General features: G+C 68.7%; 24 protein-coding genes. 11 read left to right on the top strand and 13 right to left on the bottom strand.

All coding sequences use genetic code 11. The features are described from left to right. Positions 1–100: 100 nt before the first annotated feature. The 3 genes from TSH20_RS02305 to TSH20_RS02295 form a co-directional block, all read right to left on the bottom strand. A complete protein-coding gene (locus tag TSH20_RS02305) occupies positions 101–1,768 on the bottom strand; it encodes an ABC transporter substrate-binding protein (protein ID WP_109073209.1) in 1,668 nt (555 codons plus the stop codon). Positions 1,769–2,033: 265 nt separating this feature from the next. Beyond that, a complete protein-coding gene (locus TSH20_RS02300; RefSeq protein WP_247871421.1) occupies positions 2,034–2,855 on the bottom strand; it encodes a class II aldolase/adducin family protein in 822 nt (273 codons plus the stop codon). Beyond that, positions 2,852–4,174 carry an ArgE/DapE family deacylase gene (locus TSH20_RS02295; RefSeq protein ID WP_109073207.1) on the bottom strand — a complete coding sequence of 441 codons (1,323 nt, stop codon included), beginning with the start codon at positions 4,172–4,174 and terminating at the stop codon, positions 2,852–2,854. The genes TSH20_RS02300 and TSH20_RS02295 overlap by 4 nt, the downstream gene beginning before the upstream one ends. A gap of 313 nt (positions 4,175–4,487) precedes the next feature. Here TSH20_RS02295 and TSH20_RS02290 point away from each other — a divergent pair, with 313 nt between their 5' ends. The 5 genes from TSH20_RS02290 to TSH20_RS02270 all read left to right on the top strand — a co-directional run bounded on the left by TSH20_RS02290 (position 4,488) and on the right by TSH20_RS02270 (position 9,932). After that, on the top strand, positions 4,488–5,495 hold the full coding sequence (locus TSH20_RS02290) for a LysR family transcriptional regulator (protein ID WP_109073206.1): 1,008 nt from the start codon (positions 4,488–4,490) through the stop codon (positions 5,493–5,495). Between the two features lie 82 nt (positions 5,496–5,577). Next, positions 5,578–5,754 (top strand): CsbD family protein, encoded by a 177-nt coding sequence (locus tag TSH20_RS02285; protein WP_109073205.1) that lies wholly within the window; start codon positions 5,578–5,580, stop codon positions 5,752–5,754. A 60-nt stretch (positions 5,755–5,814) separates the two neighbouring features. Beyond that, positions 5,815–6,678, top strand: coding sequence for a YihY/virulence factor BrkB family protein (locus tag TSH20_RS02280; protein ID WP_109073204.1), 864 nt, complete (start codon positions 5,815–5,817; stop codon positions 6,676–6,678). Between the two features lie 5 nt (positions 6,679–6,683). Beyond that, positions 6,684–6,944 (top strand): GlsB/YeaQ/YmgE family stress response membrane protein, encoded by a 261-nt coding sequence (locus tag TSH20_RS02275; RefSeq protein ID WP_109073203.1) that lies wholly within the window; start codon positions 6,684–6,686, stop codon positions 6,942–6,944. Positions 6,945–7,136: 192 nt separating this feature from the next. Next, on the top strand, positions 7,137–9,932 hold the full coding sequence (locus tag TSH20_RS02270) for a PAS domain S-box protein (protein WP_158281937.1): 2,796 nt from the start codon (positions 7,137–7,139) through the stop codon (positions 9,930–9,932). 88 nt (positions 9,933–10,020) lie between these two features. Here the strand turns inward: TSH20_RS02270 and TSH20_RS02265 are convergent, their stop codons facing one another. Beyond that, positions 10,021–11,487 (bottom strand): PLP-dependent aminotransferase family protein, encoded by a 1,467-nt coding sequence (locus TSH20_RS02265; protein WP_109073201.1) that lies wholly within the window; start codon positions 11,485–11,487, stop codon positions 10,021–10,023. A gap of 136 nt (positions 11,488–11,623) precedes the next feature. Between TSH20_RS02265 and TSH20_RS02260 the strand changes: the two genes are divergently transcribed. Next, positions 11,624–12,499, top strand: a complete 876-nt coding sequence (locus TSH20_RS02260) for a DMT family transporter (RefSeq protein WP_169054811.1) — start codon at positions 11,624–11,626, stop codon at positions 12,497–12,499. A gap of 9 nt (positions 12,500–12,508) precedes the next feature. On the opposite strand, the gene TSH20_RS02255 is transcribed toward TSH20_RS02260, so the two are convergent. Beyond that, positions 12,509–13,993: an L-lactate permease gene (locus TSH20_RS02255; RefSeq protein WP_109073200.1), complete on the bottom strand. Its 1,485-nt coding sequence runs from the start codon at positions 13,991–13,993 to the stop codon at positions 12,509–12,511. Positions 13,994–14,178: 185 nt separating this feature from the next. Here TSH20_RS02255 and vapB point away from each other — a divergent pair, with 185 nt between their 5' ends. Both vapB and TSH20_RS02245 read left to right on the top strand, forming a co-directional pair. Beyond that, complete coding sequence (gene vapB / locus TSH20_RS02250) at positions 14,179–14,403, top strand: type II toxin-antitoxin system VapB family antitoxin (protein ID WP_109073199.1); 225 nt, start codon at positions 14,179–14,181, stop codon at positions 14,401–14,403. After that, a complete protein-coding gene (locus TSH20_RS02245) occupies positions 14,403–14,819 on the top strand; it encodes a type II toxin-antitoxin system VapC family toxin (RefSeq protein ID WP_109073198.1) in 417 nt (138 codons plus the stop codon). The genes vapB and TSH20_RS02245 overlap by 1 nt, the downstream gene beginning before the upstream one ends. Before the next feature lie 39 nt (positions 14,820–14,858). Here the strand turns inward: TSH20_RS02245 and TSH20_RS02240 are convergent, their stop codons facing one another. Next, positions 14,859–15,632: an SDR family NAD(P)-dependent oxidoreductase gene (locus TSH20_RS02240; protein ID WP_109073197.1), complete on the bottom strand. Its 774-nt coding sequence runs from the start codon at positions 15,630–15,632 to the stop codon at positions 14,859–14,861. Between the two features lie 235 nt (positions 15,633–15,867). Between TSH20_RS02240 and TSH20_RS02235 the strand changes: the two genes are divergently transcribed. Next, complete coding sequence (locus TSH20_RS02235) at positions 15,868–16,350, top strand: cupin domain-containing protein (protein ID WP_158281936.1); 483 nt, start codon at positions 15,868–15,870, stop codon at positions 16,348–16,350. Positions 16,351–16,373: 23 nt separating this feature from the next. Here TSH20_RS02235 and ilvA read toward each other — a convergent pair whose 3' ends face one another. Beyond that, complete coding sequence (gene ilvA, locus TSH20_RS02230; RefSeq protein WP_109073195.1) at positions 16,374–17,936, bottom strand: threonine ammonia-lyase, biosynthetic; 1,563 nt, start codon at positions 17,934–17,936, stop codon at positions 16,374–16,376. Positions 17,937–17,959: 23 nt separating this feature from the next. After that, on the bottom strand, positions 17,960–18,898 hold the full coding sequence (locus TSH20_RS02225) for a LysR family transcriptional regulator (RefSeq protein ID WP_109073194.1): 939 nt from the start codon (positions 18,896–18,898) through the stop codon (positions 17,960–17,962). A gap of 153 nt (positions 18,899–19,051) precedes the next feature. Here TSH20_RS02225 and TSH20_RS02220 point away from each other — a divergent pair, with 153 nt between their 5' ends. After that, complete coding sequence (locus TSH20_RS02220) at positions 19,052–20,248, top strand: MFS transporter (protein ID WP_247871420.1); 1,197 nt, start codon at positions 19,052–19,054, stop codon at positions 20,246–20,248. A gap of 192 nt (positions 20,249–20,440) precedes the next feature. Next, a complete protein-coding gene (locus TSH20_RS02215; protein ID WP_109073192.1) occupies positions 20,441–21,247 on the top strand; it encodes a methyltransferase domain-containing protein in 807 nt (268 codons plus the stop codon). Here TSH20_RS02215 and TSH20_RS02210 read toward each other — a convergent pair. The 5 genes from TSH20_RS02210 to TSH20_RS02190 are packed head-to-tail and all read right to left on the bottom strand — an operon-like array spanning position 21,237 to position 26,052. Then, the gene (locus TSH20_RS02210; protein WP_109073191.1) at positions 21,237–22,685 is read right to left on the bottom strand and encodes an FAD-binding oxidoreductase; all 1,449 of its coding nucleotides are present in this window, start codon (positions 22,683–22,685) and stop codon (positions 21,237–21,239) included. The two genes, TSH20_RS02215 and TSH20_RS02210, sit on opposite strands and share 11 nt — an antisense overlap. Positions 22,686–22,690: 5 nt before the next feature. Then, complete coding sequence (locus TSH20_RS02205; protein WP_109073190.1) at positions 22,691–23,398, bottom strand: ABC transporter ATP-binding protein; 708 nt, start codon at positions 23,396–23,398, stop codon at positions 22,691–22,693. Beyond that, positions 23,391–24,176, bottom strand: a complete 786-nt coding sequence (locus tag TSH20_RS02200; RefSeq protein ID WP_109073189.1) for an ABC transporter ATP-binding protein — start codon at positions 24,174–24,176, stop codon at positions 23,391–23,393. Before TSH20_RS02200 ends, TSH20_RS02205 begins: the two co-directional genes overlap by 8 nt. Beyond that, positions 24,173–25,177: a branched-chain amino acid ABC transporter permease gene (locus TSH20_RS02195; protein WP_109073188.1), complete on the bottom strand. Its 1,005-nt coding sequence runs from the start codon at positions 25,175–25,177 to the stop codon at positions 24,173–24,175. Before TSH20_RS02195 ends, TSH20_RS02200 begins: the two co-directional genes overlap by 4 nt. Then, a complete protein-coding gene (locus TSH20_RS02190) occupies positions 25,174–26,052 on the bottom strand; it encodes a branched-chain amino acid ABC transporter permease (RefSeq protein WP_109073187.1) in 879 nt (292 codons plus the stop codon). The genes TSH20_RS02195 and TSH20_RS02190 overlap by 4 nt, the downstream gene beginning before the upstream one ends. Positions 26,053–26,207: the final 155 nt, after the last annotated feature.

Genomic DNA, 26,207 nt, shown 5'->3' with positions numbered 1-26,207 from the left:
CCAAGAATCCCGCAGCGCATGGTTCCTTGCGCTACCCCTCACCCTTCCCATGCTCCGCATGGGCCCCTTCCCTCTCCCGGGGCGGGAGAGGGAGGTCTCATCACTTCGCCAGCCAGACGCTCTCATAGGTGTCGTTGACACCGATGGCCGTCGTGTTGGCGTTCTTCACCCGCTTGTCGAGGAAGGTCGGGAATTCCATTTCCAGCAGCCACACGACCGGCAGCTCGTCGGACAGGATGCGCTGGACCTCGCTGTACTGCTCCTGGCGCTTGGCCGGGTCGATCTCCTGCGAGGCCTTGGCGAACAGTTCGTCCACCTTCGGGTTGGAATAGCCCATGGTGTTGGAGAACATCACGCCCTTGCGGATGTTCGACGAGATGTAGGTGCGGGCGACGCCCAGCGCCGGATCGCCGTACTGGTAGACGAAGTTGGTGGTGATCTCGTAGTCCCAGTTGGCGACGCGCTGGTTCCAGCCGGCGGCGTCGGTGCTTTCCAGCACCACGGCGATGCCGACCTTGCCGAGCGCCTGTTTCAGATACTCGCCCAGCCGGGTCCAGGTCTCGCCATAGGGCATCGGCATGATCTTGACGGTGGCGCGCACGCCCTTGCCGTCGGGCTTCAGGCCCATCTCGTCCAGCAGGGCCTTGGCCTTGGCAAGATCGGGCTCGTAGGTGGTGACCTTCGGGTCGTAGAACTTGACGACCGAATTGATCGGACCGGTCGGCACGCGGCCCAGACCGAACCAGATCTTGTCGCGGATGAACTTGCGGTCGATGGCGTAGGCGATGGCCTTGCGGAAGCGCTTGTCATCCAGTGGCTTGACGCGGTGGTTGATCTCCAGCCACGACAGCGGCGCCACGAACTCGTAGCCGGCGGTGGTCATGGTCAGGTTGGGCAGCGCCTTCATGCGCGGAACCTCGAAGGGTTCCAGGTCGCTGTACTGGGTCTGCTGCACCTGACCGCTTTCCAGCGCCAGCGAGCGGCTGGCGGCGTCCGGGATCACGCGGAAGGTGATGCCGTCCAGATAGGGCAGGCCTTCCTTGTAGTAATCCTCGTTGCGCACGAGCTGGATATAGCTGCCCTTCACCCATTCCTTCAGCTTGAACGGGCCGGTGCCGATGGGGGTGTTGTTGGCGGGGTTGGCGCGGTAATCGCTGCCCTCATAGAGGTGGGCCGGCACGATCGGGGCCGACGACACCTCGAAGGCCTGGATGAAGGCCGGGAAGGGTTCCTTCAGCTTGAATTCGACGGTGTGATCGTCCAGCGCCGTGATCGATTCGCAGCGGCTGAAGACGGCGCGGGCGCGCGGGTGGACCTCCATCAGGAACTTGGAGGTGGTGAAGACGACGTCATTGGCGGTGAAGGGCTTGCCGTCGTGCCACTTGACGTTCTCGAACAGCTTGAAGGTGTAGGTCAGCCCGTCCGGCGACACCGTCCAGCTCTTGGCCAGCGACGGCATCGGGTTCAGCTTCTGATCGTAGGTCAGCAGACCCTGATAGATCTTGCCGGCGACGGTCTGGGTCGGACCCTGCTGGTTCAGGCCCAGCATCAGGGTCGGCGGCTCCGGCTGCACGATGGAGTTGAGGACACCGCCGCGGACCGGCGTCTCCTGGGCCATGGCCGGGGCGGCGACCAGGGCGGCCGTGCCGGGAATGGCGAGTGCCGCGGCCAGCAGGCCGGCGGCGGCGGCGCGGTGGAACCCGCGGGTGAAACCGCCCTGAAAATTGCGGCGGAAGCTGGCGGGGATACCGGTAAGGCGTCTGGTCATCGGGTGTCCTCGTCTCCAGAAGTGTGTCGGTGTGGTTTGCGACCCTGTCGTGTCGGTGCTTTTTGTTGGGAGGTGTGGGCTTCGATTGCCCCCACCTAACCTCCCCCGCTGGGCGGGGGAGGGACTGCCGCCACTCTCCCGTACAAGCGCTTGTCCCCTCCCCCGCCCAGCTCTCGCACAAAGCTTTGCTTTGTGCTGACGCGGCAGGCGGACCGTAGGTCCGCTGGGAGCGGGGGAGGGTTAGGGTGGGGGGCTAACTCCGCATTCACCGCGGCCCCACCGGCCCGGACGTGCTGTCCAGCCAGCGCAGCAGCGCGTCCCATTCCAGGACGCCGGCGCGGGGATAGGCGCGTTCATATTGCTGCGCCGTATGCTCGCAGACCTCCGGCGACGGATAGATCAGCGGACGGCCGCCGGCCATCGCCATGATCTGCTGCTTGCAGGCCTGCTCCAGGTAGTACATCAGCACCGCCGCCTCGGCGACGTCCTGGCCGGCGGTCAGCAGGCCGTGGTTGCGCAGGATCATGCTGTGATGGCTGCCGAGATCGGCGACCAGCCGCTCCCGCTCGGCCAGATCCAAAGCGATGCCTTCGTAGGTGTGGTAGGCGATGCGGTTGTACCAGCGCAGCGAATGCTGGGTGATCGGCAGCAGCCCGTCGGCCTGGGCGCTGACCGCCATGCCGGCATCGGTGTGCAGGTGGATGACCGCGCCGACGTCCGGGCGGGCGTGGTGCACGGCGCTGTGGATGGTGAAGCCGGCGGGGTTGATGGCGTCGCCCTCGCGCCCGTCCACCAGATTGCCGTCGATGTCGACCTTCACGAGGTTGTCGGGCGTGACCTCGTGGAACATCAGGCCATAGGGGTTGATCAGGAAATGGTCGGGCGTGTCGGGGATCCGCGCCGACATGTGGGTGTAGATCAGGTCGGTCATGCCCAGCCGGTCGAACAGCCGGTAGGCGGCGGCCAGATCGGTGCGCACCTTCCACTCCACGTCGGAATAGGTATGGCTGGTACGGGGGGCGTGGGCGGCGGTGGCGGTCAGCGTCTCGGCGATCATCGGGCGGGTCTCGTCGGGATTAGAGGTCAAACGGGTTCCAGGCCGCACCAGCCGGCGATGAACAGCGCCAGCACGCGGGTCACGTCGCGCAGGCTGTCCAGCGACACCGACTCGTCGATGCCGTGGATGCGCGTCGCCTCCGGCCCGTAGCAGGTGGCGGGCGTGTCGCCATAGAGCTGGAAGAAGCGGGCGTCGGTGGTGCAGGTCAGCGCCACCAGTTCCGGATCGCCGCCGCGCACGGCGCGATGGCTGTCGGCCAGCATGGTGACCAGCGGATGGGCCGGGTCGATCTCGCAGCCGGCGGCCTGGAAGCCGTTCCACTGCAGTTCGATGCCGACGCCGGAAAGGGCCGGGTCGGTGGAGCGCGCCAGCTCCACCGCCCGGGTGACCTCGGCGCGGACCGCCTCCGGCTCCTGCCCGGGGAAGAAGCCGAGCCGGAGGTCGAGCGCGCAGCGCGTCGGGACTGACGACGGCCACTCACCGCCCTCGATCCGGCCGAGATTGACGTTGACGGGATGGGCATGGCCGCAGAAGGCGGGGTGGCGGCAGGACGGCTCGTTCCACCGCACCTCCAGCGCCTTCAGGTGGGCGGCCAGGGCATAGGCCGCCTCGATGGCGTTCACACCCGCCGAGGTGTCCAGCACATGGGCCGGCGTGCCGGTCAGCACCAGCCGCAGCCACATCACCCCGACCTGGGCGATGGAGATGGAGTGGTTGAACGGCTCGGGGATCACGGCGGCGTCGGCGCGGTAGCCGCGATGCAGGCAGGCGAGAGCGCCGTTGCCGGTGCACTCCTCCTCGATCACCGACTGCAGATAGACCGGGGCGGCCGGCTGATAGCCCAGCGTGCGCAGGGCGGCGAAGGCGGCGGTGTAGGCGGCGATGCCGGCCTTCATGTCGCCGGCGCCGCGGCCGTAGAGGCGTCCGTCGGCGATGCGCGGCTCGAAAGGCGGGGTGGTCCACAGCTCCGCCGGGCCGGCCGGCACGACGTCGATGTGGCCGTTCAGGATCAGCGAGCGGCCCTTCGCCTCACGCGGCTTGTGCACGCCGACGACATTCTCGCGCCCGGCATAGGCGCCGGGGAGAACCGGCGGCGAGAAGCCGGGCATGCGGGAGATCGCCTGCTCGTCGATGTCGAACCGGTCGACCTCCAGCCCCAGTGCGGCGAAGCGGTCGGCCATCAGCGCCTGCGCCCCGGCCTCCTCCCCCAGCAGCGAGGGCTGGCGGACGAGGTCGGTCAGATGCGACACGCACCCGCCCTGCGCCGCATCGGCGGCTTCCAGGATCGCGGCGCGCAGGCCGGTGTCCGGCAACGCATGGTCGAGACGGTCGGCCGTATCTCGTGTCATTCAGAATCCTCTTCGCCATTGCAGCAGGACTGCGCAGGCTGGTGGAAAAAGACGAGGCAGTGGCGTCGCAGCCTATCCCCAATGGATATGGCCGCCATATCGGCGCGTTATGCAGTGTCCGGTTTGGCGATGTTTGAGGGTCGCCATGTGTCGATTAGGCGACGAACAAATCGATCAGGCAAATAAGCATTTTTCATTTTGCCCATGAATCTGATTTATGCCGCAGTTGCTCACAGCACGATCATGTGCGTAGAATTTGGGCGGCGGCAGGGATGCACCGGAATCGGGCACCGATGAAGAAGGCAGGGCGTTGATGGAAAGCGAGGCGGAACGGCAGGCATTGGCCCGTCTGGGCCAGCAGATGGACTGGAACCTGCTGCGCACCTTCATGGTGATCGTGCAGGAAGGGAGCTTCACCAAGGCTGCGGTCCGCCTGTTTTTGACGCAGCCGGCGGTCAGCCTCGCGCTGAAGCGGCTGGAGGAACAGCTTGGCCGCACCCTGATCGACCGCGGCCCCGGACGTTTCGCCGTCACCGCCGCCGGCGAGCAGGTCTATGACGAGGCGGTGTCGATCCATGCCACCGTGTCCCGGCTGGGCGCCCTGGTGCGCGACGCCAAGGACGAGATCAGCGGCCATGTCCATATCCTGATGACCAGCCGGATCCAGACCCCGCTGCTCGACCGCTCGCTGCGGGAGTTCCACCGGATGTACCCGCAGGTGACCTTCCGCATCGATGTGATGGCGTCCGCCGACGCGCACATCGCGTTGCAGCAGCGGGTCGGCGCGATGGCGATCTGTCTGCTCCGCGAACCGATCCCCGGCCTGTCCAGCCAGATCTTCCTGCGCCAGACCTACCGGCTCTATTGCGGCCCCGGATTCCGCCTGTTCGGCCAGCACGACATCGACATCGCCGAACTGCGGCACGAGAATTTCGTCTCCTTCACCTCCGACCAGATCGACGGCGCCCTGTCGCCGCTGACCCTGTTCCGCGCGCGGGAGGGGTTCGCCGGCCGTGTCGTCGCGTCGTCCGCCAATCTGGAGGAGGTGCGGCGCATGATTCTCTGCGGCCTCGGCATCGGCCCGCTGCCGGAACACATCGCCGCCCGCGACGTCGATGACGGGCTGCTGTGGGAACTGCCGCCCTACGAAGGCATCGCGCCGGTCAACGTCCACCTGATCTGGAACGACCAAGCCAAACCGAACCGTGCCGAGCGGGCGTTCCTGGAGTATCTGCAAACGGCGTTGGCGACGGCGCCGGCCAGGGAATTGGCCGGAGAGGCGGCGGAATCGCCGCCGCTGGCGACGTCACAGCCGCTCTGACCGTAACGATACCTCCGCTCGGCGGTTGTTGTGACGACGGCCGGCTTCATCCCCGGCCGCCCCCCGAAATCAGGAGGACGTCATGGATAAGAATCGCACTGAAGGCGCCATGGACAAGGCCAAGGGCAGCATCAAGAAGGGCGTCGGCGAGGTCACCGGCGACGAGAAGATGAAGGCCGAAGGCGCGGCCGACAAGACGAAGGGCAAGGTCGAGAGTGCCGTCGGCGGTGTCAAGGACGCCCTGAAGGGCAAGAGCTGAGGCGACGAGGCCCCGCGGCACGGTCGCCGCGGGGCCTCCCCCCACCAGGGAAAGCCCGCCATGCTCAGTGGGGTCTCGCCCGGACGCTTCCTCCGGGACCTCTATCGCGCGACGACCGAGGACAATGTCTTCAACGGAGCCGCCGCACTCGGTTTCTACCTGACGCTCGCCCTGTTCCCGGCGCTGATCGCGACGATGAGCATCATCCCCTATCTGCCCATCGACAATGTGGATCGGGCGATCATGGATCTGCTGGGGCAGGCGCTGCCCGATCAGGCGTCCGGCATGGTCCGCGACGTGGTGGGGCAGGTGACGGGGGAGCGGCGCGGCGGGTTGCTGTCCTTCGGCCTGCTGGGAACGGTGTGGGCGACCACCACCGGCATGTATGCCGTGATGCAGCAGCTCAACATCACCTATGACGTGAAGGAGGCGCGGAGTTTCCTGCACGCCCGGCTGGTGGCGCTGGGATTGAGCCTTCTGTTCGAAGTGCTGGTGATCGGCGCCTTCTCGCTGATCGTGATGGGCGGCATCCTGCAGGACTGGATCGGCAACCGGTACGGCTTTTCCGGCGTGTTGCTGACGTTTTTCGCGACCTTCCGCTGGGTCGTCATCGTCCTGGCCCTGCTGCTGGGCTTGGCGGTGATCTACCGCTATGGCCCGAACGTCAGGGAGCGCTTCGTCTTCATCACCCCCGGCAGCGTGGTCGGCGCCGCCCTGCTGATCGCCGCCTCGCTCGGCTTCTCGCTCTATGCCGGCCATTTCGCCGATTACGACGCCACCTACGGCAGCATCGGCGCGGTCATCACGCTGATGCTCTGGCTCTACATCGCCGGGCTGGTGATCCTCCTCGGTTCGGAAATCAACGTTCTGTGGAGGCGATACGGCGGCAGCCGACACCAACGACCACTCACCGCAAAGGAGTAACGGCCATGGGTATCATCGCTTGGATCATCCTGGGCCTGATCGCGGGCTTCATCGCCTCCAAGATCGTGAACCAGTCGGGGCAGGGCGTCGTCATGGACATCGTGCTGGGGATCGTCGGCGCGCTGGTCGGCGGCTTCCTGATGAGCATCATCGGCGGCGCCGGGATCACCGGCTTCAACATCTGGAGCATTCTGGTCGCCATCTTCGGCGCCATCGTCGTCCTGTGGATTTACCACGCGGTCGCGGGCCGGCGGACGGTGGGCTGACGATTGGACAGCTATCACAATGCTCCGTCGGCATGGGATAAGCTGTCCATTCGACTCCGATCACTCGACCGTATTGATGAACGTCCAAGGTTATCCGCTTCCTGCCGGCGCCGGACGGCGCCGGTGAGCCCTCTATCGGCCGGGGATTCTCCGCCCGTCTTTGCGACCGGGGCGGGAGAGATGGGTCCGCTCATGCACAGCCATGACTGGGCGGCCACGCCGCTCGGCGCGATGGAGGGCTGGCCGCAGGACCTGCGTGCCACGGTCCGTCTGATGCTGCGGTCGCGGCAGGCGATGTTCATCGGCTGGGGACCGGACGTCACCTTCCTCTACAATGACGCCTATCTGAACATCCTCGGCCCCCGTCACCCGCAGGCGCTGGGCCGGCCGATGAGCGAGGTCTGGCCCGACGCCTGGCCGCAGGTCCGTGACCTCGTCCGCCGCGTCTATGACGGCGAGCCGTTGCTGCAAGAGGATTTGCGCATCCCGCTGGTGCGGCACGGAGCGGCCGAGGATTGCTATTTCACCTTCTCCTACACGCCGATCGCCGATGAGGCCGGGCGTACCGGCGGCTTCCTCTGCATCGTCGCCGAGACGACGTCGGCGGTGGAGCGCGTGCGGACGGAAGAGGAGGTGCGGCGCGCCAACGAACGGCTGCGGGCGGAGGGCGAGCGGCTGCGGGCGCTGTTCCGGCAGGCGCCGGGCTTCATGTATGTCTGGCGCGGGCCCGACCATGTCTTCGAGATGGCGAACGACGCCTATTTCGACTTGATCGGCCGCCGCGACATCATCGGCAAACCGGCGCGGGAAGCGCTGCCGGAGATCGTCGGACAGGGCTTCTTCGAACTGGCCGATCGGGTTTATGCGGCGGGGGAGCCCTTCGTCGGCGAGGGGATGCCGGCGCGGATCGCCCGGCGGCCCGGCGCGCCGCTGGAGGAGCGTTTCGTCACCTTCGTCTTCCAGCCGATCCGTGACGACCAGGGTCGGGTCATGGGCCTGTTCGTCCAGGGCAGCGACGTGACGGGCATGAAGCGGACGGAGGAGGCGCTGCGCGAGAGCCAGCAGCGGCTGCACATCGCCCAGGATGCCGGCGGGATCGGCACCTTCGAACTGCGCGCCGACGGCATGCTGGCGGTGTCGCCCGAATTCTGCCGGCTGTGGGGCATCGGGGAACGCCCGCTGGTGCGGCTGGAGGAATTGGTCGCCCTGATCCACCCGGATGATCGGCCCAATCTGAACACGCTGCGGCCCGGACAGGTGCCGACGGATGGGCTGGGCTATGTCGAATACCGCATCAATCGGCCGGACAGTGGGGCGGAGCGCTGGATCGCCCGGCGGGCGCAGGCGGTCACGGGAGGCCGGGACGGCGAGGGGACGCGGATTCTCGGCGCCTGCTACGACATCACCGACCGCAAATGCGCCGAAGACGCGCTGCGCGCGCTGAATGCGACGCTGGAGCAGCGCGTGGCGGAGCGGACCGCCGACCGCGACCGCATGTGGCGGCTGTCCACCGACGTCATGCTGGTGGCCCGGTTCGACGGCACGATGACCGCGGTCAACCCGGCCTGGACAACCCTGCTCGGCTGGGACGAGGCGGAGCTGCAGAACGCGGATTTCCTCAAATTCATCCATCCCGCCGACCGCGCGGCGACGGTGGCGGAGGTCGGCCGGCTGAAATCGGGCCTGACCACCCTGCGGTTCGAGAACCGCTATCGCCACAAGGACGGATCCTATCGCTGGATCTCCTGGACCGCGGTGCCGGACGACCGCTTCATCCACGCGGTGGGACGCGACGTGACGGCGCGCAAGGACTCCGAGGCGGCGCTGCGCCGGGCCGAGGATCAGCTGCGTCAGGCGCAGAAGATGGAGGCGATCGGCCAGCTGACCGGCGGCGTGGCGCACGACTTCAACAACCTGCTCCAGGCGCTCAGCAGCTGCCTGACCATGATCGGCCGCCGCAGTGCCGAGCCGAAGCTGGCGCCGCTGCTGGAGGCGGGCATGCAGGCGGTCGACCGTGGCGCCAAGCTGGTGCAGCAGTTGATGGGCTTCGCCCGCCGAAACAGCCTGCGCCCGGAGCCGATCGACGTGCGCGACCGCGTGCTCGGCATGGCCGGATTGCTGGAACGCGCCATGCGCGCCGACATCCGGCTGGAAACCCGCTTCGCCCCCGGCCTCCGCCCGATCGAGGCGGACCCGACGCAGTTCGAACTGGCCCTCATCAACATGGCGGTGAACGCGCGCGACGCGATGCCGGAGGGCGGCACGCTGTCCATCGAGGCGGAGAACCTGACGCTCGGTCCCGGCGATGCGCCAGGATTGAATGGGGCGGGATTGGAGGGGCAGTTCCTGCGTCTGACGGTCGCCGACACCGGGACGGGAATGGCGCCGGAGGTGGCGGCGAAGGCGTTCGACCCCTTCTTCACCACCAAGGAGGTCGGCAAGGGCTCCGGCCTCGGTCTGGCGCAGGTCTATGGGCTGGCTCGGCAGGCGGGCGGCACCGTCTGGATCGAAAGCCGGCCGGGGGAGGGAACCCGCATCGTCCTGCTGCTGCGCGCCACGGCGCGGGTGCCGCGGGCGCCGGCCGTTTCCGCCGACGTTTCCGCCGACGTGGCCGGGCCGTTCATCACGGGTGCGCGGGTGCTGATGGTGGAGGACGATCCGGTCGTCGCCTCCTCCGTCGCGTCGGCGCTGGAGGAAAGCGGCTGGACCGTTCTGCGTGCCGGCTCCGCCGACGAGGCGCTGCCGCTGCTGGCCGGCGACGAGCGGATCGACCTGCTCTTTTCCGACGTGGTGATGCCGGGCCGGCTGAGCGGCATCGATCTCAGCCGCGAGGCGGCCATCCTGCGCCCCGGCCTGCCGGTGGTGCTGACCACCGGCTACAGCGAGGATGTGGCGCGCACCGAAGGCATCGCGGTGCTGTCGAAGCCCTACCGGATCGACACGCTGCTGCAGGCGCTGCACAAGGCGGTGGGGAAGGTCCGGGGATAGTCGCCCTCTCCCGTCCCGGGAGAGGGAGGGGACCCGCCGAAGGCGGGGAGGGTGAGGGGCTATCCGAACATGGACCTTGATTCTTGCTTCACCCCTCACCCTTCCCATGCTCCGCATGGGCCCCTTCCCTCTCCCGGGGCGGGAGAGGGAGTGTTAGGCGCATCGCCCGTCCCAAAGCCTCATAGACGCGCGGGTCACCCATCTGGGCGACGTTGAAGCGCAGAAACCCGGATGCCGATCGCGAGACGCTGAACTCGTTGCCGGGGGCGAGCACGACGTTGTCACGGAGGGCGGCGCGGGCGACGTCGGCGGCGTCAAGCCCGTCCGGCAGGCCGCACCAGAGATAGAAGCCGCCGCGCGGCATCAGCCATGGCCGCAGGCCGAGCGCTTCCAGCCGGTTGGCCGTCTCGCGCCGAAGCCGCGCCAGACGGCGGCGGAGACCGTCGAGATGCTTGCGATAGCTGCCGTCGTTCAAGGTCGCGAGGACGAGTTCGGCCGCGGCCGGGCTGGGGCCGCCGAAATTCGTCGCCACCTGCAGATCGACCAGCGCCTCCACCCACTCCGGCCGCGCCGCGATGTAGCCGCAGCGGATCGAGGCGGACAGCGTCTTGGAGAAGCTGCCGATCCGGATGACGCGGGCCAGCCCGTCGAGGGCGGCGAGGCGGGGTGACGGCTCCGGCTCGAAGCCTGCGAAGATGTCGTCCTCGACGATGGTGAGGGTATCGGCGGCGGGATCATGGGCTGCGGCGGCGCAGAGCAGCCGGTGGGCGGTCTGCGGCGTCATCGTCGCGCCGGTCGGGTTGTGGAGCGCCGAGTTGGTGATGTAGAGGCGTGGCCGGTGCGTCGCCAGCGCCTGGGCGAACAGGTCGGTGTCCGGACCGGTCCGGGTATAGGGCACGCCGACGACCCGCGCCTGATGGGCGCGCAGCAGGGCCTGGAAATTGAAATAGCAGGGATCGTCGACCAGCACCGTGTCGCCCGGCCGCAGCAGGAAACGGCAGATCAGGTCGATGGCCTGGGTTCCCGACGCGGTCAGCAGGATCTGGTCGGCGCCCGCCTCCATCCCTTCGTCGGCGAACTGGCGCGCCAGCAGCCGGCGCAGCGGCAGCGATCCGCGCGTGCCGCCATAATCCGCCAGCAGGCCGTCGTCGGCGCGCGCGAGCTGGCGGATCGCCCGGCGGATCGCCGCGTTCGGCATCCAGTCGGCCGGCAGCCAGCCGCATCCCGGCTTCAGCATGTCGGCTCCGGCATCCAGCGACTGCCGCGACACCCAGAAGGGATCGATGGCGCGGTCGAGCCGTGGCTCCGCCTCGGCCAAGGCCAGCGGCGGCGTGGCGCCGGCGACATAGAAGCCGGACCCCGGCCGCGACCGGATCACGCCTTCGGCCGCCAGCCGGTCATAGGCCTCCACCACGGTCGAGGCCGACACGCCCATGGTGGCGGCGAAGCTGCGGATCGAGGGCAGCTTTTCCCCCGGCGACAGGGTGCGGCTCGCCATCCTGCGGCGGATCGCGTCCATCACCTCGCCGGTTCGGGTGCCCGTTCTGCCGGTCATGGCTCCACCACAGGAAAGTGTATCGCTCTGTAAACCAGTACAGTTCGGCGGAATTGTATTGGACTGTCGCTGTCGCCGCCAGCATCCATCGCGCTAGCATCGCGGCACGAGGTCGGGTGCGGAAAAGGAAGACGGGATGCGACGGACGATAGAGGGACAAGGGGCGGCGGGATGGGGCAGCGGGCTGCTCGGCGTGCTCATCTTCAGCGGGTCGCTGCCGGCGACGCGGGTTGCGGTCGGCAGCTTCACGCCGCTGTTCCTGACGGCGGCGCGGGCGGTGATCGCGGCGGCCCTGGCGGCGGCGCTGCTGGCGCTGCTGCGGCAGGCGCGGCCGGCGCGCCGCGACCTGCCCTCGCTCGCCATTGTGGCGCTGGGCGTCGTCGCCGGCTTTCCGCTGCTGACCGCATTGGCGCTCCAGCACATCACGTCGGCGCAGTCGATCGTCTTCATCGGCCTGTTGCCGCTCGCCACCGCCCTGTTCGGGGTGCTTCGGGCCAGGGAGCGGCCACGCCCCGCCTTCTGGCTGTTCGCAACGGCGGGAAGCCTGACCGTCGCCGGTTTCGCCCTGTGGCAGGGCGGCGGCGCGTCGCTCGCCGGCGACCTGCTGATGGTTCTGGCGATCCTGCTCTGTGGACTTGGCTATGCCGAGGGGGCGACCCTGTCGCGCCGGCTGGGCGGCTGGCAGGTGATCTCGTGGGCCTTGCTGCTGGCGCTGCCGGTGATGGCTGTGGCGGCGCTGGCGACCATGCCGGACGACTGGACCGGCATCGCGACGCCGGCCTGGATCGGGCTCGGCTATGTTTCGGTGTTCAGCATGCTGGTGGGCTTCGTCTTCTGGTATCGCGGGCTGGCGCTGGGCGGCATCGCCGGTGTCGGGCAGCTGCAGCTGCTCCAGCCCGCCTTCGGCCTGATCCTGGCCGGGCTTCTGCTGCGCGAGCCGGTCGCCTGGACCATGATCGCCGCCGCCGGGCTGGTCGTGCTGTGCGTCGCCGGGGCGAAGCGGTTCGCCTGAGCGGGGTGGCTAGACCAGTCCCTGAGCCTTGACGCCGGCCATCACGACGATGACGGCGAGCAGGGCGAGAACGGTCGCCAGCCCGATCGGCAGGGCGCGGCGGTAGATCGCTCCCTCCGACCGCTCCAGCCCGACGAGGCCGGCGGCCAGCACGATGCGGCCGGGGGTGAGCATGGTGCAGATGCTCCCCGACACGGTCTGGATCGCCGCGATCAGCATCGACGGCAGGCCGCTTTCGGCGGCGAGGCTCAACTGAATGTGCATCATCAGGGCGTTGGATGCGGTGTTGGAGCCGGTCAGCATCCCGGCGGCGGCGCCGAAAATCGGGCTGGCCAACACGGCGAAGCGTCCAGCCGCCTCGCGCCAGGCCTCGCCGAACATCGCCGCCCCGCCGGACGCGGCCATGAAGGTGGCGAACTCGACGAAGACCAGCGTGGCCGCCATCGGCACCAGGGCGGCGCGCAGGGAAGTCCGAACCACCTTCCCGGCCTCGGTCGACGAGAGGCCGGACAGCAGGATGCCGGCGATCAGCACCAGCCATGTCGCCGGATGGCGCAGCAGCGCCAGCGGAGCGAGGCCGTTGAACGGGTCGAGCACCAGCCACCGCCCGGTCCAGTCCGACAGCGGCGGCAGCAGGCGGGTCGCCATCAGCGCAGCGATCAGCAGCCCGTAAGGCCAGAGCCGCCCGACCAGATCGCGGACGCGGATGCCGCTGCGCAGCAGGCGCGGCCCCTCCACCACCAGCAACAGCAGACCGGTCGCCAGCCCGCCGCCCAGTTCCGGCGCGACTAACAGGTTGGTGAGCCAGATCAGCCCGGCCAAACAAAGAAGGAGCGCAACGTCCGACACCCGGTCGGCAAAGCTGGAGCGCAGCCCGGAGGAATGGATCAGCCCCCAGAACACCGGCAGAAGACAGGGCAGAACCACCGCCATCAGCAGGGCACTGGCCGTTCCGAGTTCGGTGAAGGACACGCCGATCAACTCGGCCCCGACCCGGGTGCCGACGCCCATCGCGCCCCAGGCGGCCAGCACCTGACTGAACAGGCCGAGTGCCGCGGACTGCACCGGCGGCAGCCCGATGGTGCGCAGCATGGCGAGGGCGACCACCAGCCCGACGCCGAAGCCGGTCACCGACTCCGCGAAGGGGCCGACCAGGAAGCAGGCGACGAAGACGGCGCGCCGGCGGTTCTCCTGCGCGACCGCGGCGGACCGGGCGCCGCGCGCCTCGAAGGCGCGGTGGAACAGCAGTCCGGCGGCGATGATCGACATCGCGTGCCATGCCAGCCACGCGCCTTCCCCCGCCTTGGTTGCCGCCCCCATGAGCACCATCCCCAGCACCGGGCCGGCCGACGGCTGGGCCGCGGCCATGGTGACGACCATCGTGACGAGCGCCAGCGCCATGCCGACGATCCCGGCGAACAGCAGGCTGACACGGCGGGAGGCGAGCAGCAGGATCGTGCCGACGAGCGGCATCATATGGAAGGCAAGGGGCATGGTGGGGCAGGCGCGTTCCGGTATGAGAGTGCCGGCGCGGGACCTTGGCCGGGGTTAATGCATACTAATATATCTGCGGTGGCGCAACAATCTGCGTCGGCTGTGGTGACCGCGTGCCGGGACATCGGTTTCTTGACGCGCAAACAGCGGGGATATACGATGGGGATATACAATGGAGGTGCGCCATGACGGTCCGGACGTCCCTGTTCCAGTCCAACCGCACTCAGGCCGTTCGTCTGCCCAAGGACGTGTCGTTTCCTGCGCATGTCCGCGAGGTGGTCATCCTGCGTGATGGCGCGCGGCGGCTGATCGTGCCGGCCGATAGCGTGTGGGACGATTTCTTCCAGTCTCCCGGCATCGCTTTCCCCAACCGCGACCAGCCGGAGATGCAGGAACGCGAGGCGTGGTGATGCTGCGCTACATGCTGGACACCAATGTCTGTATCCGCGTCCTGCGCGACCGTCCACAGAGTGCCCGCGTCAGGTTCAATGCGGAGGCGGACGGCCTGTGCATCTCGACGGTGACGCTGGCGGAACTTCTGCACGGTGCGGCCAAATCCGACCACCCGGCCGAGAAACGCCGGGAGGTCGAACGGCTGACCGCCCGATTGGAGGTGCTGCCCTTCGACGACGAGGCGGCCGGACATTACGGGGACATCCGGGCCGATCTGGAGCGCCGGGGCTGCGTGATCGGCCCGTATGATCTGATGATCGCCGGCCATGCGCGCAGCCGCGGACTCGTCGTGATCACGGGTAATCTTGGCGAGTTCGACCGTGTGGCGGGCCTGCGGTGCGAGGACTGGCTGGACGAACCGCGTGGGTCCTGACCGGATCGCCCGCCGCCGTCCGGTCCTGCGGGCCCGGCCTCAGGCCGGCGTGTCGCGGTGGATCTTGAACGGCGCCCAGGACTGGCTCACCGGCATGATCTCGACGCTGTTGATGTTGACGTGCGGCGGCAGGGAGACCACCCAGCGCACCGTCTCGGCGATGTCCTCCGGCTGCAGCGGGTTGGCGCCGGCATAGAGCGCGTCGTAGGCGTCCTTGTTGCCGCCGGTGCGCACCAGGGTGAATTCGCTTTCCGCCAGACCGGGCTCGATGGAGGTCACGCGCACGCCCTGGGCCGACAGGTCGCTGCGCAGGCCGAGCGAGAATTGCCGGACGAAGGCCTTGGTGCCGCCATAGACGTTGCCGCCGGGATAGGGCCAGTTGGAGGCGACGGAGGCGAGATTGACGATCAGCCCGCGCTGGGCGATCAGCCGGGCCAGCAGCAGCCGGGTGATCGTCACCAGCCCGGTGACGTTGGTGTCGATCATCGTCCGCCACTGCTCCAGGTCGCAGTCCTGCGCCGCCGCGGTACCGAGCGCCAGACCGGCATTGTTGACCAGGACGGAGATGTCGGCGAACTCCTGCGGCAGCGACTCCAGCGCGGCGCGGGTCGCCTCCTCGTCGCGGATGTCGAAGCACAGCGGGTGGACCACCGCCGGCCCGCCCAGCGCCTCGACCAGGGCATCAAGCCGATCCTGGCGCCGGCCGGTGGCGACGATCCGCCAACCTTCCGCGACCAGCCGCCGGGCGATGGCATCGCCGAAGCCGGAGGTGGCGCCGGTGACGATTGCCGTTTTCGGGGCGATGTTCGACATTGTGTAATCTTTCCTCATGACGGTTGGACGCTCAGGCCCGGCGAAGGGGTCGATAGCCCCGACCATAGCACGGCCGGCGCGGTTAGAACGTCGGCCGCGCTCCGGGTCCGGTGCCGCCGCATCGGGGCACGTCGGCTTTGACAGGATCGGGACGGTGGTGCAACGATTCGCATGCAGTATCGCATCGCTGCCGCCTTCGACCCTCCAATCTCCTACGGATCGGGAAGCACCCTTCATGATGTTCCGTCTGTTGTCCGCTGCCGGCCTTCTCCTGTCGTCCGTGGCGATGCCCGCGGTGGCGGCGACCGATACGTCTTCGACTCCATCGCCCACCCAGCCGATGGCGGTGAGCTGCACGGTCCTGCTGCCGCCGGCCCCGGTTCCGGGCCTGCCGGGAACCTTGCGCATGGTGGAAAAGCTGACGGTCCCGCCCGGGTCCGACGCCCACCGGCACAAGCACGACATCGACGAGATGATGGAGGTGGTGAGCGGAAGCGGGCGTCTGTCCATCGACGGCAAGCCGGACGTGGAGTTGAAACCCGGCGTCGTGGTGGAAATTCAGCCCGGCACGCTTCACCAGCAGCACAACGGCAGCGAAACCGAGCCGCTCGTCTACACCGCCACCTTCATCGGCAAGGCGGGCGCGCACATGCTGACCCGTTACACCGGCGAGAAGGACCGCACCGCCGGCTGTCCGCACACCCTGCCGAAGAAATAGGGAGCTGCGTCACTCCGGCCACATCAGTCCGACCGGGGTTCTGCCAGGAACAGCCGATAGGCCGGGTTGCCGCTCTCGTCCCAGTAGGGGTATCCGAGATCGTCTAGGCAGCGCCGGAACCGCGTGCGGTCCTTTTCCGGCACCTGGATCCCGGCCAGAACCCGCCCGTAATCGGCGCCATGGTTGCGGTAGTGGAAGAGCGAGATGTTCCAGTCCTGCGCCAAGCCATTCAGGAACTTCAGCAGGGCGCCCGGCCGTTCCGGGAACTGGAAGCGGTAGAGCAACTCGTCCTTCAGCCCGCGCACCCGGCCGCCGACCATGTAGCGGACATGGAGCTTCGCCATCTCGTTGTCGCTCATGTCCAGCACCGGGCAGTCCAGGCCACGCAGCAACTCGATGATCTGGCGCTTTTCCGCGTCGCCCTCGGTCAGCTGGACGCCGACGAAGATCTGCGCCTCGCGGTCGTCGGCATAGCGATAGTTGAACTCGGTGATCGACCGCTTGCCCAGCGCCTGGATGAACTGCCGGTAGGCGCCGGGGCGTTCCGGGATGGTGACCGCCAGCAGCGCCTCGCGCCGTTCGCCGATCTCCGCCCGTTCGGCGATGTGGCGCAGCCGGTCGAAGTTCATGTTGGCGCCGCTGCCGATCGCCACCAGACCCTTGCCCTGCAGCCCTTCGCGCTCCGCGTATTTCTTGAGGCCGGCCAGACCGACCGCGCCCGACGGTTCGGTGATGGCGCGGGTGTCTTCGAAGATGTCCTTGACGGCGGCGCAGATCTCGTCGGTGTTGACGGTGATGACCTCGTCCAGCAGCTCGCTGCACAGCCGGAAGGTCTCGGATCCGACCTGACGAACCGCAACGCCGTCGGCGAACAGCCCGACCTGATCGAGCTGCACGCGCTTTCCCGCCGCGATGGCCGCGCCCATGCTGGCCGCGTCGTCGGGCTCCACGCCGATCACCTTCACGTCGGGACGCAGGAACTTGACGTAGGCGGCCACGCCGGCGGCCAGCCCGCCGCCGCCGATCTGCACGAAGATGGCGTCCAGCGGGTGCGGGTGCTGGCGCAGGATCTCCATGCCGACGGTGCCCTGGCCGGCGATCACGTCGGGGTCGTCATAGGGGTGGATGAAGGTCAGACCCTTCTCCGCCTCGATCTGCCGGGCATGGAGATAGGCGTCGTCGAAGACGTCGCCATGCAGCACGACCTTGCCGCCGCGGCTCTTGACCGCCTGGACCTTGATGGCCGGCGTCGTCCGCGGCATGACGATCACCGCCTTGATCCCCAGCTTCTGCGCCGACAGCGCAACGCCCTGCGCATGGTTGCCGGCCGACGCGCAGACCACCCCGCGCTCCCGCGCCTCCGGCGACAGGCCGACCATCTTGTTGTAGGCGCCGCGCAGCTTGAAGGAGAAGACGGGCTGCAAATCCTCGCGCTTCAGCAGCGCGATGTTGTTCAGGCGCTGCGACAGCCGCGGCATCGGATCGAGCGGGCTTTCGATGGCGACGTCGTAGACGCGCGCGGTGAGGATCTTGCGGACATACTCGTGCATGAACATCGGCCTTCCTGAACAGGTCGCGGCGACCATAGCAAATCCGGCGCGGTCTTGCGCTAGGGAGCCTGGACCGCGCGGAAGGCGAGAGGCACGGCGATGCGCATCACCTCGATGAAACGGCGCAGGCGGGCCGGCTGGTGGCGGGACGGCGGATAGACCAGACTGACGGGCAGGGTTGCCGCCCGCCAGTCCGGCGCCAGTTGCACCAGCCGCCGCGCCGCCAGATCGTCCACCAGCGCCCATTGCGAGCCGATGGCGGCGCCCAGCCCGAGAATCGCCGCGTTGCGGATCGCCTGCAACCCGTCGGTGGACAGGCGCGGTCGGATGGGGAAGCGGGCCGTCTCGCCGGTTCCGGCATGGGTCAGCTCCACCTCGTCCCGGTAGAAGGTGCGCAGAGCCAGCCAAGGCAGCTCCGCCAGCTCGTCCGGATGCCGCGGCAACGGCCGGTCGCCGAGCAGGTCGGGGGAGGCGACGACGATCCGCGGCACCTCCGCCAGCCGCAGGGCGACGACCGACGGGTCGGCCACCTCGCCGACGCGGATGGCGCAGTCGATGCCCTCGCCGATGAAGTCCGGCATGCGGTCGTGCAGGAACCACTCCACCGTCATCCGCGGGTAACGGCGCAGGTAATCGGCCACCGGCCCGATCAACTGCTGCTGCCCGAAGGCGTGCGGCGCAACGATCCGCAGATGGCCTGTGGGCTGGTCGTCGGCGCCGCGCACGTCGCTTTCCAGCATCTGCCAGCCCGCCAGCAGATCCTTGGCCCGCTCGTAGCAGCGGGTTCCGTCTTCGGTCAGGTTCATGCGGTGGGTGGAGCGTTGCAGCAGCCGGATGCCCAGCAGCCGCTCCAGCTGTTGCAGCCGTCGGCTGACCGTCGGCTGGGTGCTGCCCATCTGCGCCGCGGCGGCCGACAGGCTGCCGGACTCGACGATGCGGACGAAGGTCTCAAGCAGGGCGATGCGGTCGCTGCCGACCGCGGAAAGATCAGCGCTCATACGTACAACGTATAGCAAATCTACACGTGCTTCGACTACCGTCCGATCGGACCGGCCGCCATACTCCCCCTCAATCACGCACTCGCACCTCCTTGAGGGGATAAACCGATGTCAACCATTCAATCCGCGCATGCGACGCCGATGGCAAATCCGATGCCCCTGGTGTCCGCGCGCGACAGCGGAATGAGCCGGCCGCTGGTGTTCCTGCTGGCGGCGGGCGCCGGTCTGGCGGCGGCGTCGCTCTATTACAGCCAGCCCATGCTGGGCGTTCTCGGCGCCGACATCGGCGCGGCGGACCGGACGGTCGGCTGGGTGCCGACGCTGACGCAGCTGGGATACGCCTTCGGCATCCTGCTGCTGGCGCCGCTGGGCGACCGCTTCGACCGCCGCCGCATCATCCTGGCGAAGGTGGCGGTCCTGGTCGCGGCGCTGCTGGCGGCGGGCTTCGCGCCGTCCATCGGCGGGCTGCTGGCGGCCAGCCTGGTGATGGGCCTGTCGGCGACGCTGGCGCAGGACATCGTGCCCGCCGCCGCGACGCTGGCGCCGGCCGAACATCGCGGACGGGTGGTCGGCACGGTGATGACCGGGCTGCTGCTGGGCATCCTGCTGTCGCGGGTGGTCAGCGGCGTCATCGCCGAGCAGTTCGGCTGGCGCGCCGTGTTCGTCGCCGCCGCCGGCAGCATCGCCCTGCTGGGGGCCGCCCTGTGGCGCGGGCTGCCGCGCTTCACGCCGACGACCGATCTGGGATATGGCGAACTGCTGGGGTCGCTGGTCACCCTGTGGGGCAATCATCCGGGCCTGCGCCGGGCGGCCATCGCGCAGGGCCTGCTGTCGCTGGGCTTCAGCGCCTTCTGGTCGACGCTGGCGGTGATGCTGCATGGCGCGCCGTTCCATCTGGGTGCCGCCGCCGCGGGTGCCTTCGGTCTGGCCGGCGCGGCGGGTGCGCTGGTGGCGCCGGTCGCCGGCCGCATCGCCGACCGCCGCGGCCCGGCCATGATGACCCGGCTGGGCGCCGGTCTGGCCGTGGTTTCCTTTGCCGCCATGACCCTGTCGCCGCTGCTGCCCGAGGGTGCCCGCCTGTGGCTGCTGGTGGCGAGCGCCATCGGCTTCGACCTGGGCGTCCAGGCTTCACTGATCGCCCACCAGACCATCGTCTACGGCATCGACCCGGCCGCCCGCAGCCGCCTGAACGCGGTGCTGATGGTCGGCATGTTCATCGGCATGGCCGCCGGCGCCACCTTGGGCAGTCAGGCGCTGGCCGCCTGGGGCTGGAACGGCGTGGTCGCCGTCGCCACCGCCGCCTCGGCCGCCGCGCTGGCCCTGCGGCTCTTCACCAAATCGGACCGCTGATCGCTGCTTTCTTGGTGAAGACTTCAAGCCTCCCGGAGTTGTGCGACACCGCACAAGTCCGGGAGGCTTCGCCGTCGCGAATTCGTCGAACGGCGGACCCAAGGGGAATGCTCCCGCCCTCCAAAGGGCTGTCGTAAGCGCCATCGCCGGGGAATAAGCTTTTCAATCCCACATGCGGAAATGGGGGGTGTCATGGCCGAGATCGACAAGGCATTCGCGGGGGCGATCCCGGCGCTCTATGACCGCTATCTCGGCCCCCTCATCTTCGAGCCCTATGCGCGCGATCTGGCCGCCCGGCTTGCGGGAATGGAGGGTCGGATTCTGGAAACCGCGGCCGGAACCGGGATCGTGACGCGCGCCCTGGTCCAGACCCTTCCGTCCGGCATCGACATCGTCGCCACCGACCTCAACCAGCCGATGCTCGACCACGCGGCGCAAAAGCTCGACGCGCCGCAGGTGACGTGGCGGCAGGCCAACGCGCTGAGCCTGCCGTTCGAGAATGCCGGCTTCGATGCGGTCGTCTGCCAGTTCGGCGCGATGTTCTTCCCGGACAAGCCGGCGGGTTTCGCCGAAGCGCGCCGGGTGCTGAAGCCGGGCGGCCGCTTCCTGTTCAGCGTGTGGGACCGCATCGAGGAAAACGAGATCACGGCGGTCGTGGATGCCGCCGTCGCGGCTGCCTTCCCGGACGACCCGCCCCGCTTCGTCGCGCGCACGCCCCACGGCTATTACGACAAGGAGCAGATCCGCGAGGAGCTTCGCGGGGTGGGATTCGCCGATATCCGGATCGAGACCGTCACCCTCCGCGGCCGGGCTGCCTCGCCCGCCGATCCCGCCATCGGATTCTGCAAGGGAACGCCCCTGCGCCTTGAGATCGAGGCGCGGGATGCCGGCCGTCTCGACGAAGTGACGGACCTCGCCGCCGAGGCCGTCGCCCGGCATTTCGGCGACGGCCCGATCGACGGCAAGATCCAGGCGCATGTGATAACGGCTATTGCCTGACCCCTCGGCGCGGGTCGGCCGCCACCACCTTGCCCGGATTCATCAGTCCTTGCGGGTCGAACAGGCGCTTGATGCCCTGCATCAGCGCCATCTCCGCCGGTCCCTTGAAGGCGGCGAGCGCGTCACGCATGCTCTGGCCGATGCCATGCTCGGCGCTAATGGTGCCGCCGAGTTCGATGGCTTCGCGGTGGACCGCGGCGCTGATCGCGTGGGCGATGCGGTCCAGCGGTTCGGCCGATGCCCGGAGGCTTTCCGGCAGGATGGCGACCAGATGGATGTTGCCGTCGCCGATATGACCCACCGCCACGACGCGGGCGTCCGGCCGTACCGCCGCGATGGCCGCGGTGGCGCGGGTGACGAAGTCGGGGATGCGGGCGACCGGCACCGCGGTGTCGTGGCCGATGACGATGCCGCTCTTGCGATTGGCCTCCGACACGCTGTGGCGCAGCTTCCACATCGCCTCGGCCTGGGCATGGCTGCGGGCCACGGCGGCGTCGGCGATGCAGCCGTCCTCCAGCCCGGTCGCCAGCAGCTCTTCGAGCCTTTCAACAAGCTCCAGGCCGGACAACGGGTCGGTGATCTCGACCAGCAGATACCACGGCATGATTGTGGTGAGCGGCCGGACCGTGCCGGGCACATGGGCAAGCACCGCGGCCAGTTGTGGTTCCGACAGGACTTCCGCCGTGGTTACCCGATCGCCCAGCGTGCCGCGCAGCCGGGCGAAGACCTGCAAGGCCGACTCCAGAGACGGCAGGGCGATGAAGCCGGTGGCGACGCTCTGCGGGCGCGGAAACAGCTTCAGCGTTGCCGCGGTGACGATGCCCAGCGTGCCCTCCGCCCCGATGAACAGGTGTTTCAGGGCATAGCCGGTGTTGTCCTTGCGCAGGGCGCGCAGCCCGTTCCACAGCGTGCCGTCGGGCAGAACCACCTCCAGCCCCAGCACGAGGTCGCGCATCGGGCCATAGCGCAGGACGGCGGTGCCGCCGGCGTTGGTCGCGATGGTGCCGCCGATCTGGCAGCTGCCCTCGCTGCCCAGGCTCATCGGGAACAGCCGGCCGGCCTCCTCGGCGGCGGCCTGGACGGCGGCCAGGGTGCAGCCGGCCTCCACCGTCAGGCTGTCGCCGATCGGATCGACCCCGCGGATGCGGTTGAGGCGCGACAGGCACAACACGAGGCTGCGGCCGGTGTTATCGGGAATGGCGCCGCCGACCACGCCGGTGTTGCCACCCTGCGGCACCAGCGGCGTGCCCGTCTCGCCGCACAGCCGGACGATGGCCGCCACCTGTGCCGCATCGGCCGGGCGGACCACCGCCAGCGCGGCGCCACGGTAGCGTCCGCGCCAGTCCGCCAGGAAGGGCGCCGTGTCCGCCGGATCGTCCAGCACATGCGCCGACCCGAGGATCGTCCGCGCCCGCTCCACCACCTCCATGCCTGACATGGCCGTCACAGCCCGAGATAGGCGGTCTTGATGCGCGGATCGGCCAGCAGGGTCTTGGCCGAGTCCTCCATCACCACCCGCCCGGTCTCCAGCACATAGGCGCGGTCGGCCAGGCGCAGCGCCAGATCCACCCGCTGTTCGACCAGCAGGATGGTGATGCCGGCGCCGTGCAGGTTCTTGATGGTGTCGGCCAGCGTGTCGACGATGATCGGCGCCAGCCCCAGCGTCGGCTCGTCCAGCATCAGGCATTTCGGATTGGCCATCAGGCCGCGGCCGAAGGCGACAAGCTGCTGCTGCCCACCGCTCATCGTGCCGGCCTTCTGGGTGCGGCGTTCGGCCAGGATGGGGAACAGCTCGTAGACCCAGCGCAGCCGCTCGGCGAAGCCCATGCTGCCCGGCCGGCCGCGCAGAGCGCCCAGCTCCAGATGCTCCAGCACCGTCATTTCGGGGAAAAGCTGGCGGCCTTCCGGCACATGGACCAGCCCGCGTTCGATCACCTGATGCGGCGCCAGCCGGTCGATGCGCTCGCCGTCGAAGGTGATCGTTCCACCGCTCGGCCGCAGCAGGGCGGAGATCGCCTTCAGCGTCGTCGTCTTGCCGGCGCCGTTGGAGCCGACCAGGGTGACCAGTTCCCCTTCCTCGACGGTCAGGGAGACGTTGTGGACCGCCTCGCGGTGGCCGTAGCGGACCTTCAGACCTTCGACCTTAAGCATCGACCGGCTCCCGTCCCAGATACACGCGGATCACTTCGGGGTCGTTCAGCACCTGTGCCGGCGCCCCTTCGGCGATCTTCACCCCATGGTCCAGCACCACCAGCCGGTCGCAGACGCTGGCGACCACCCGCATGTGATGCTCGACCAGCAGCACGGTGACGCCGCGGGCGCGGATGCGGCGGATCATCTCCACCAGCCGCTGGCCTTCTTCCGGGTTCATGCCGGCGGCCGGCTCGTCCAGCAACAGCAGGCGCGGCTCGGCGGCCAGCGCGATGGCGATCTCCAGCCGGCGCTGCTCGCCGTAGGACATGGCGTCGGCCAGCGTGTCGGCCCGGTGGTCGAGATCGCAGAAGGCCAGGATCTCCATGGCCTTGCGCCGCAGCTCCGCCTCTTCCCGGCGATAAGCGGCGTTGCGCAGGATGGCTGCGCCCCAGCCGGTCCGCGTCGTGCGGTAGGCGGCGCTGCGCACATTGTCGAGCGCCGTCAGGCTGGGGAACAGGCTGGTGATCTGGAAGGTGCGCGAGACGCCGCGCTGGCCCATGACATGCGACGGCGCACCGGTGCAGTCGGATCCTGCGAAGCGGATGCTGCCGGATGAGGGCGGCAGCGAGCCGCCCAGCATGTTGAACAGCGTCGTCTTGCCGGCGCCGTTCGGCCCGATCAGCCCAACCACCTCGCCGGCCTGTACCGTCATGGTGACGTCGCGGACCGCGGTCAGGCCGCCGAAGATGCGGGTCAGGTTGCTGACCGCCAGAATCTCTTGAGCGGCGGCGTTCATTTCGCACCTCCCTCGGTGCTGGGCAGGCCGGTGGGCGCCGCCGGCTGGGTGTTCTCCGACTTGTGGGCGTTGCGCCAGCGTTGCCACAGGCTGACCAAGCCGCCCGGCAGGAAGACGACGGTGCCGGTCAGCAGGGCCGCGAAGATGACCATGCGCAGCGGACCGGCGACGCGCAGCGATTCCAGCAGGCCGATATAGACCAGCGCCCCCAGGATCGGCCCCAGGATGGTGCCGCGCCCGCCGATGATGACGACGATGATGAGGGCGGCGACATTGTGGACGCCCATGATGTCGGGGGTGATGACGCGGATGTAGTGGGCGTAGATGGCGCCGCCGATGCCGGCGATGGCGGTGGCGGCGACGAAGCCCAGCAGCTTCGTATGGAAGACGTTGATGCCGAGCGAGGCGGCGAGCGGCGCATTCTCGCGCACCGCCAGGAAGGCGCGGCCGGTGCGGCTGCCGACCAGCGCGTGGCAGAGCCAGGCGGTCGCCAGCACCAGCGCCAGCACCAGATAATAGGTCGGGCGGGCGCTGTCGAAGGCCAGCGGGCCGATCGCCATCGGCGGGATGTCGGTGATGCCCATGGGCCCGCGCGTCAGGTCCACCCAATGGTTGGTGATGGTGAACAGGATGGCGCCGAAGCCCAGAGTCAGGATGGCGAACTGCGGCCCGACCACCCGCAGGGCGGCATAGCCGATCACCAGACCGAACGCCGCCGCCACCAGCCCGGCCAGCGGCAGCCCAAGCAGCGGCGGCAGGCCGAGCTGCGTCGAGAGGATGGCGGAGGTGTAGGCGCCGACGCCGACGAAGGCGGCATGGCCGAAGGTGAGTTCGCCGAGATAGCCGATGACGATGTTGAGGCTGAGCGCCAGCAGCGCATACAGCATCCACAGCACCAGCAGATGTTCCAGATAGGCGTTGCCGGCCAGGAAGGGCAGGACGGCCAATGCGGCCACGCCGCCGGCGATGGCCAGGGTTTGGCCGTGGGAGTTGGTGTTCATCGCAGACCCCGCGCCGTGCTGAACAGGCCGTTGGGGCGCCACAGCAGGACCGCGATGATCATCGCGTAGCCGATCGCCTCCATGAAGCCGAGGGAGATGTAGCCGCCGCCCAGCGATTCGATGACGCCCAGCAGCAGGCCGGCGAACAGGGCGCCGGTGACGCTGCCCAGACCGCCCATGATGACGACGATGAAGCCCTTCAGCACCGCCCAGTTGCCGATGGTCGGGAAGATCATCACCGTGGGGCCGACCAGCGCGCCCGACAGCGCCGCTAGCCCGCAGGCCAGCGCGAAGGTGTAGGTGTGGACCAGCCCGATGTTGATGCCGGTCAGCGCCGCGCCGTCCGGATTCTGCGCCGTCGCCCGCATCATCTTGCCGAAGCGCGAATAGCGGATGAACAGATAGACCGCGATCAGCGCCACCACCGCGGCGGCGAAGACCAGCACGCGCTGCTGGGTCAGCGTCACCGTGCCGATGTCCAGCACTTCGTCGGCGAAGGGGCTCTCGACATATTTGGGATCGGCGCCGAACAGCAGCTCGCCGCCGTTGGCGATCAGCAGGGCGAGGCCCAGGCTGGACAGCAGGATGGTGAACTCGTGATCGCGGCGCAGCGGCCAGAAGATCAGCTTGTTGGCGACGACGCCGAGCCCCGCCACCACCACGGCCGAGATCGCCGCCGCAGCGATATAGTCGAGCCCGAGCAGGGTACCGACGAAATAGGTGATGTAGGCGCCGAGCATATAGAACTCGCCATGGGCGAAATTCACGATGCGCAGCACCCCGAAGACCAGCGTCAGCCCGGTGGCGATGAGCACATAGGCCATCCCGTTGACCAGGCCGTTCGCGATCTGCTGGGCGAAGACGGTGAAATCCATGTCGATTCTTCCTGTCGGGGGGCCGTTATCCCCTCTCCCCCCCGGGGAGAGGGTTAGGGTGAGGGGGGAGCGTGGCGGCTCTTCAGCAAGAATCCACCACGTGCATCCCCCCCCCCCCCCCCCCCCCCCCCGGGGGGGGGGGGGGGGGAGGGGGG

The organism is Azospirillum sp. TSH20, assembly GCF_003115935.1.
Taxonomy (GTDB): Bacteria; Pseudomonadota; Alphaproteobacteria; order Azospirillales; family Azospirillaceae; genus Azospirillum.
Note: the sequence above shows the minus strand (reverse complement) of the source record. Positions and strands in the feature narration are given on the sequence as shown.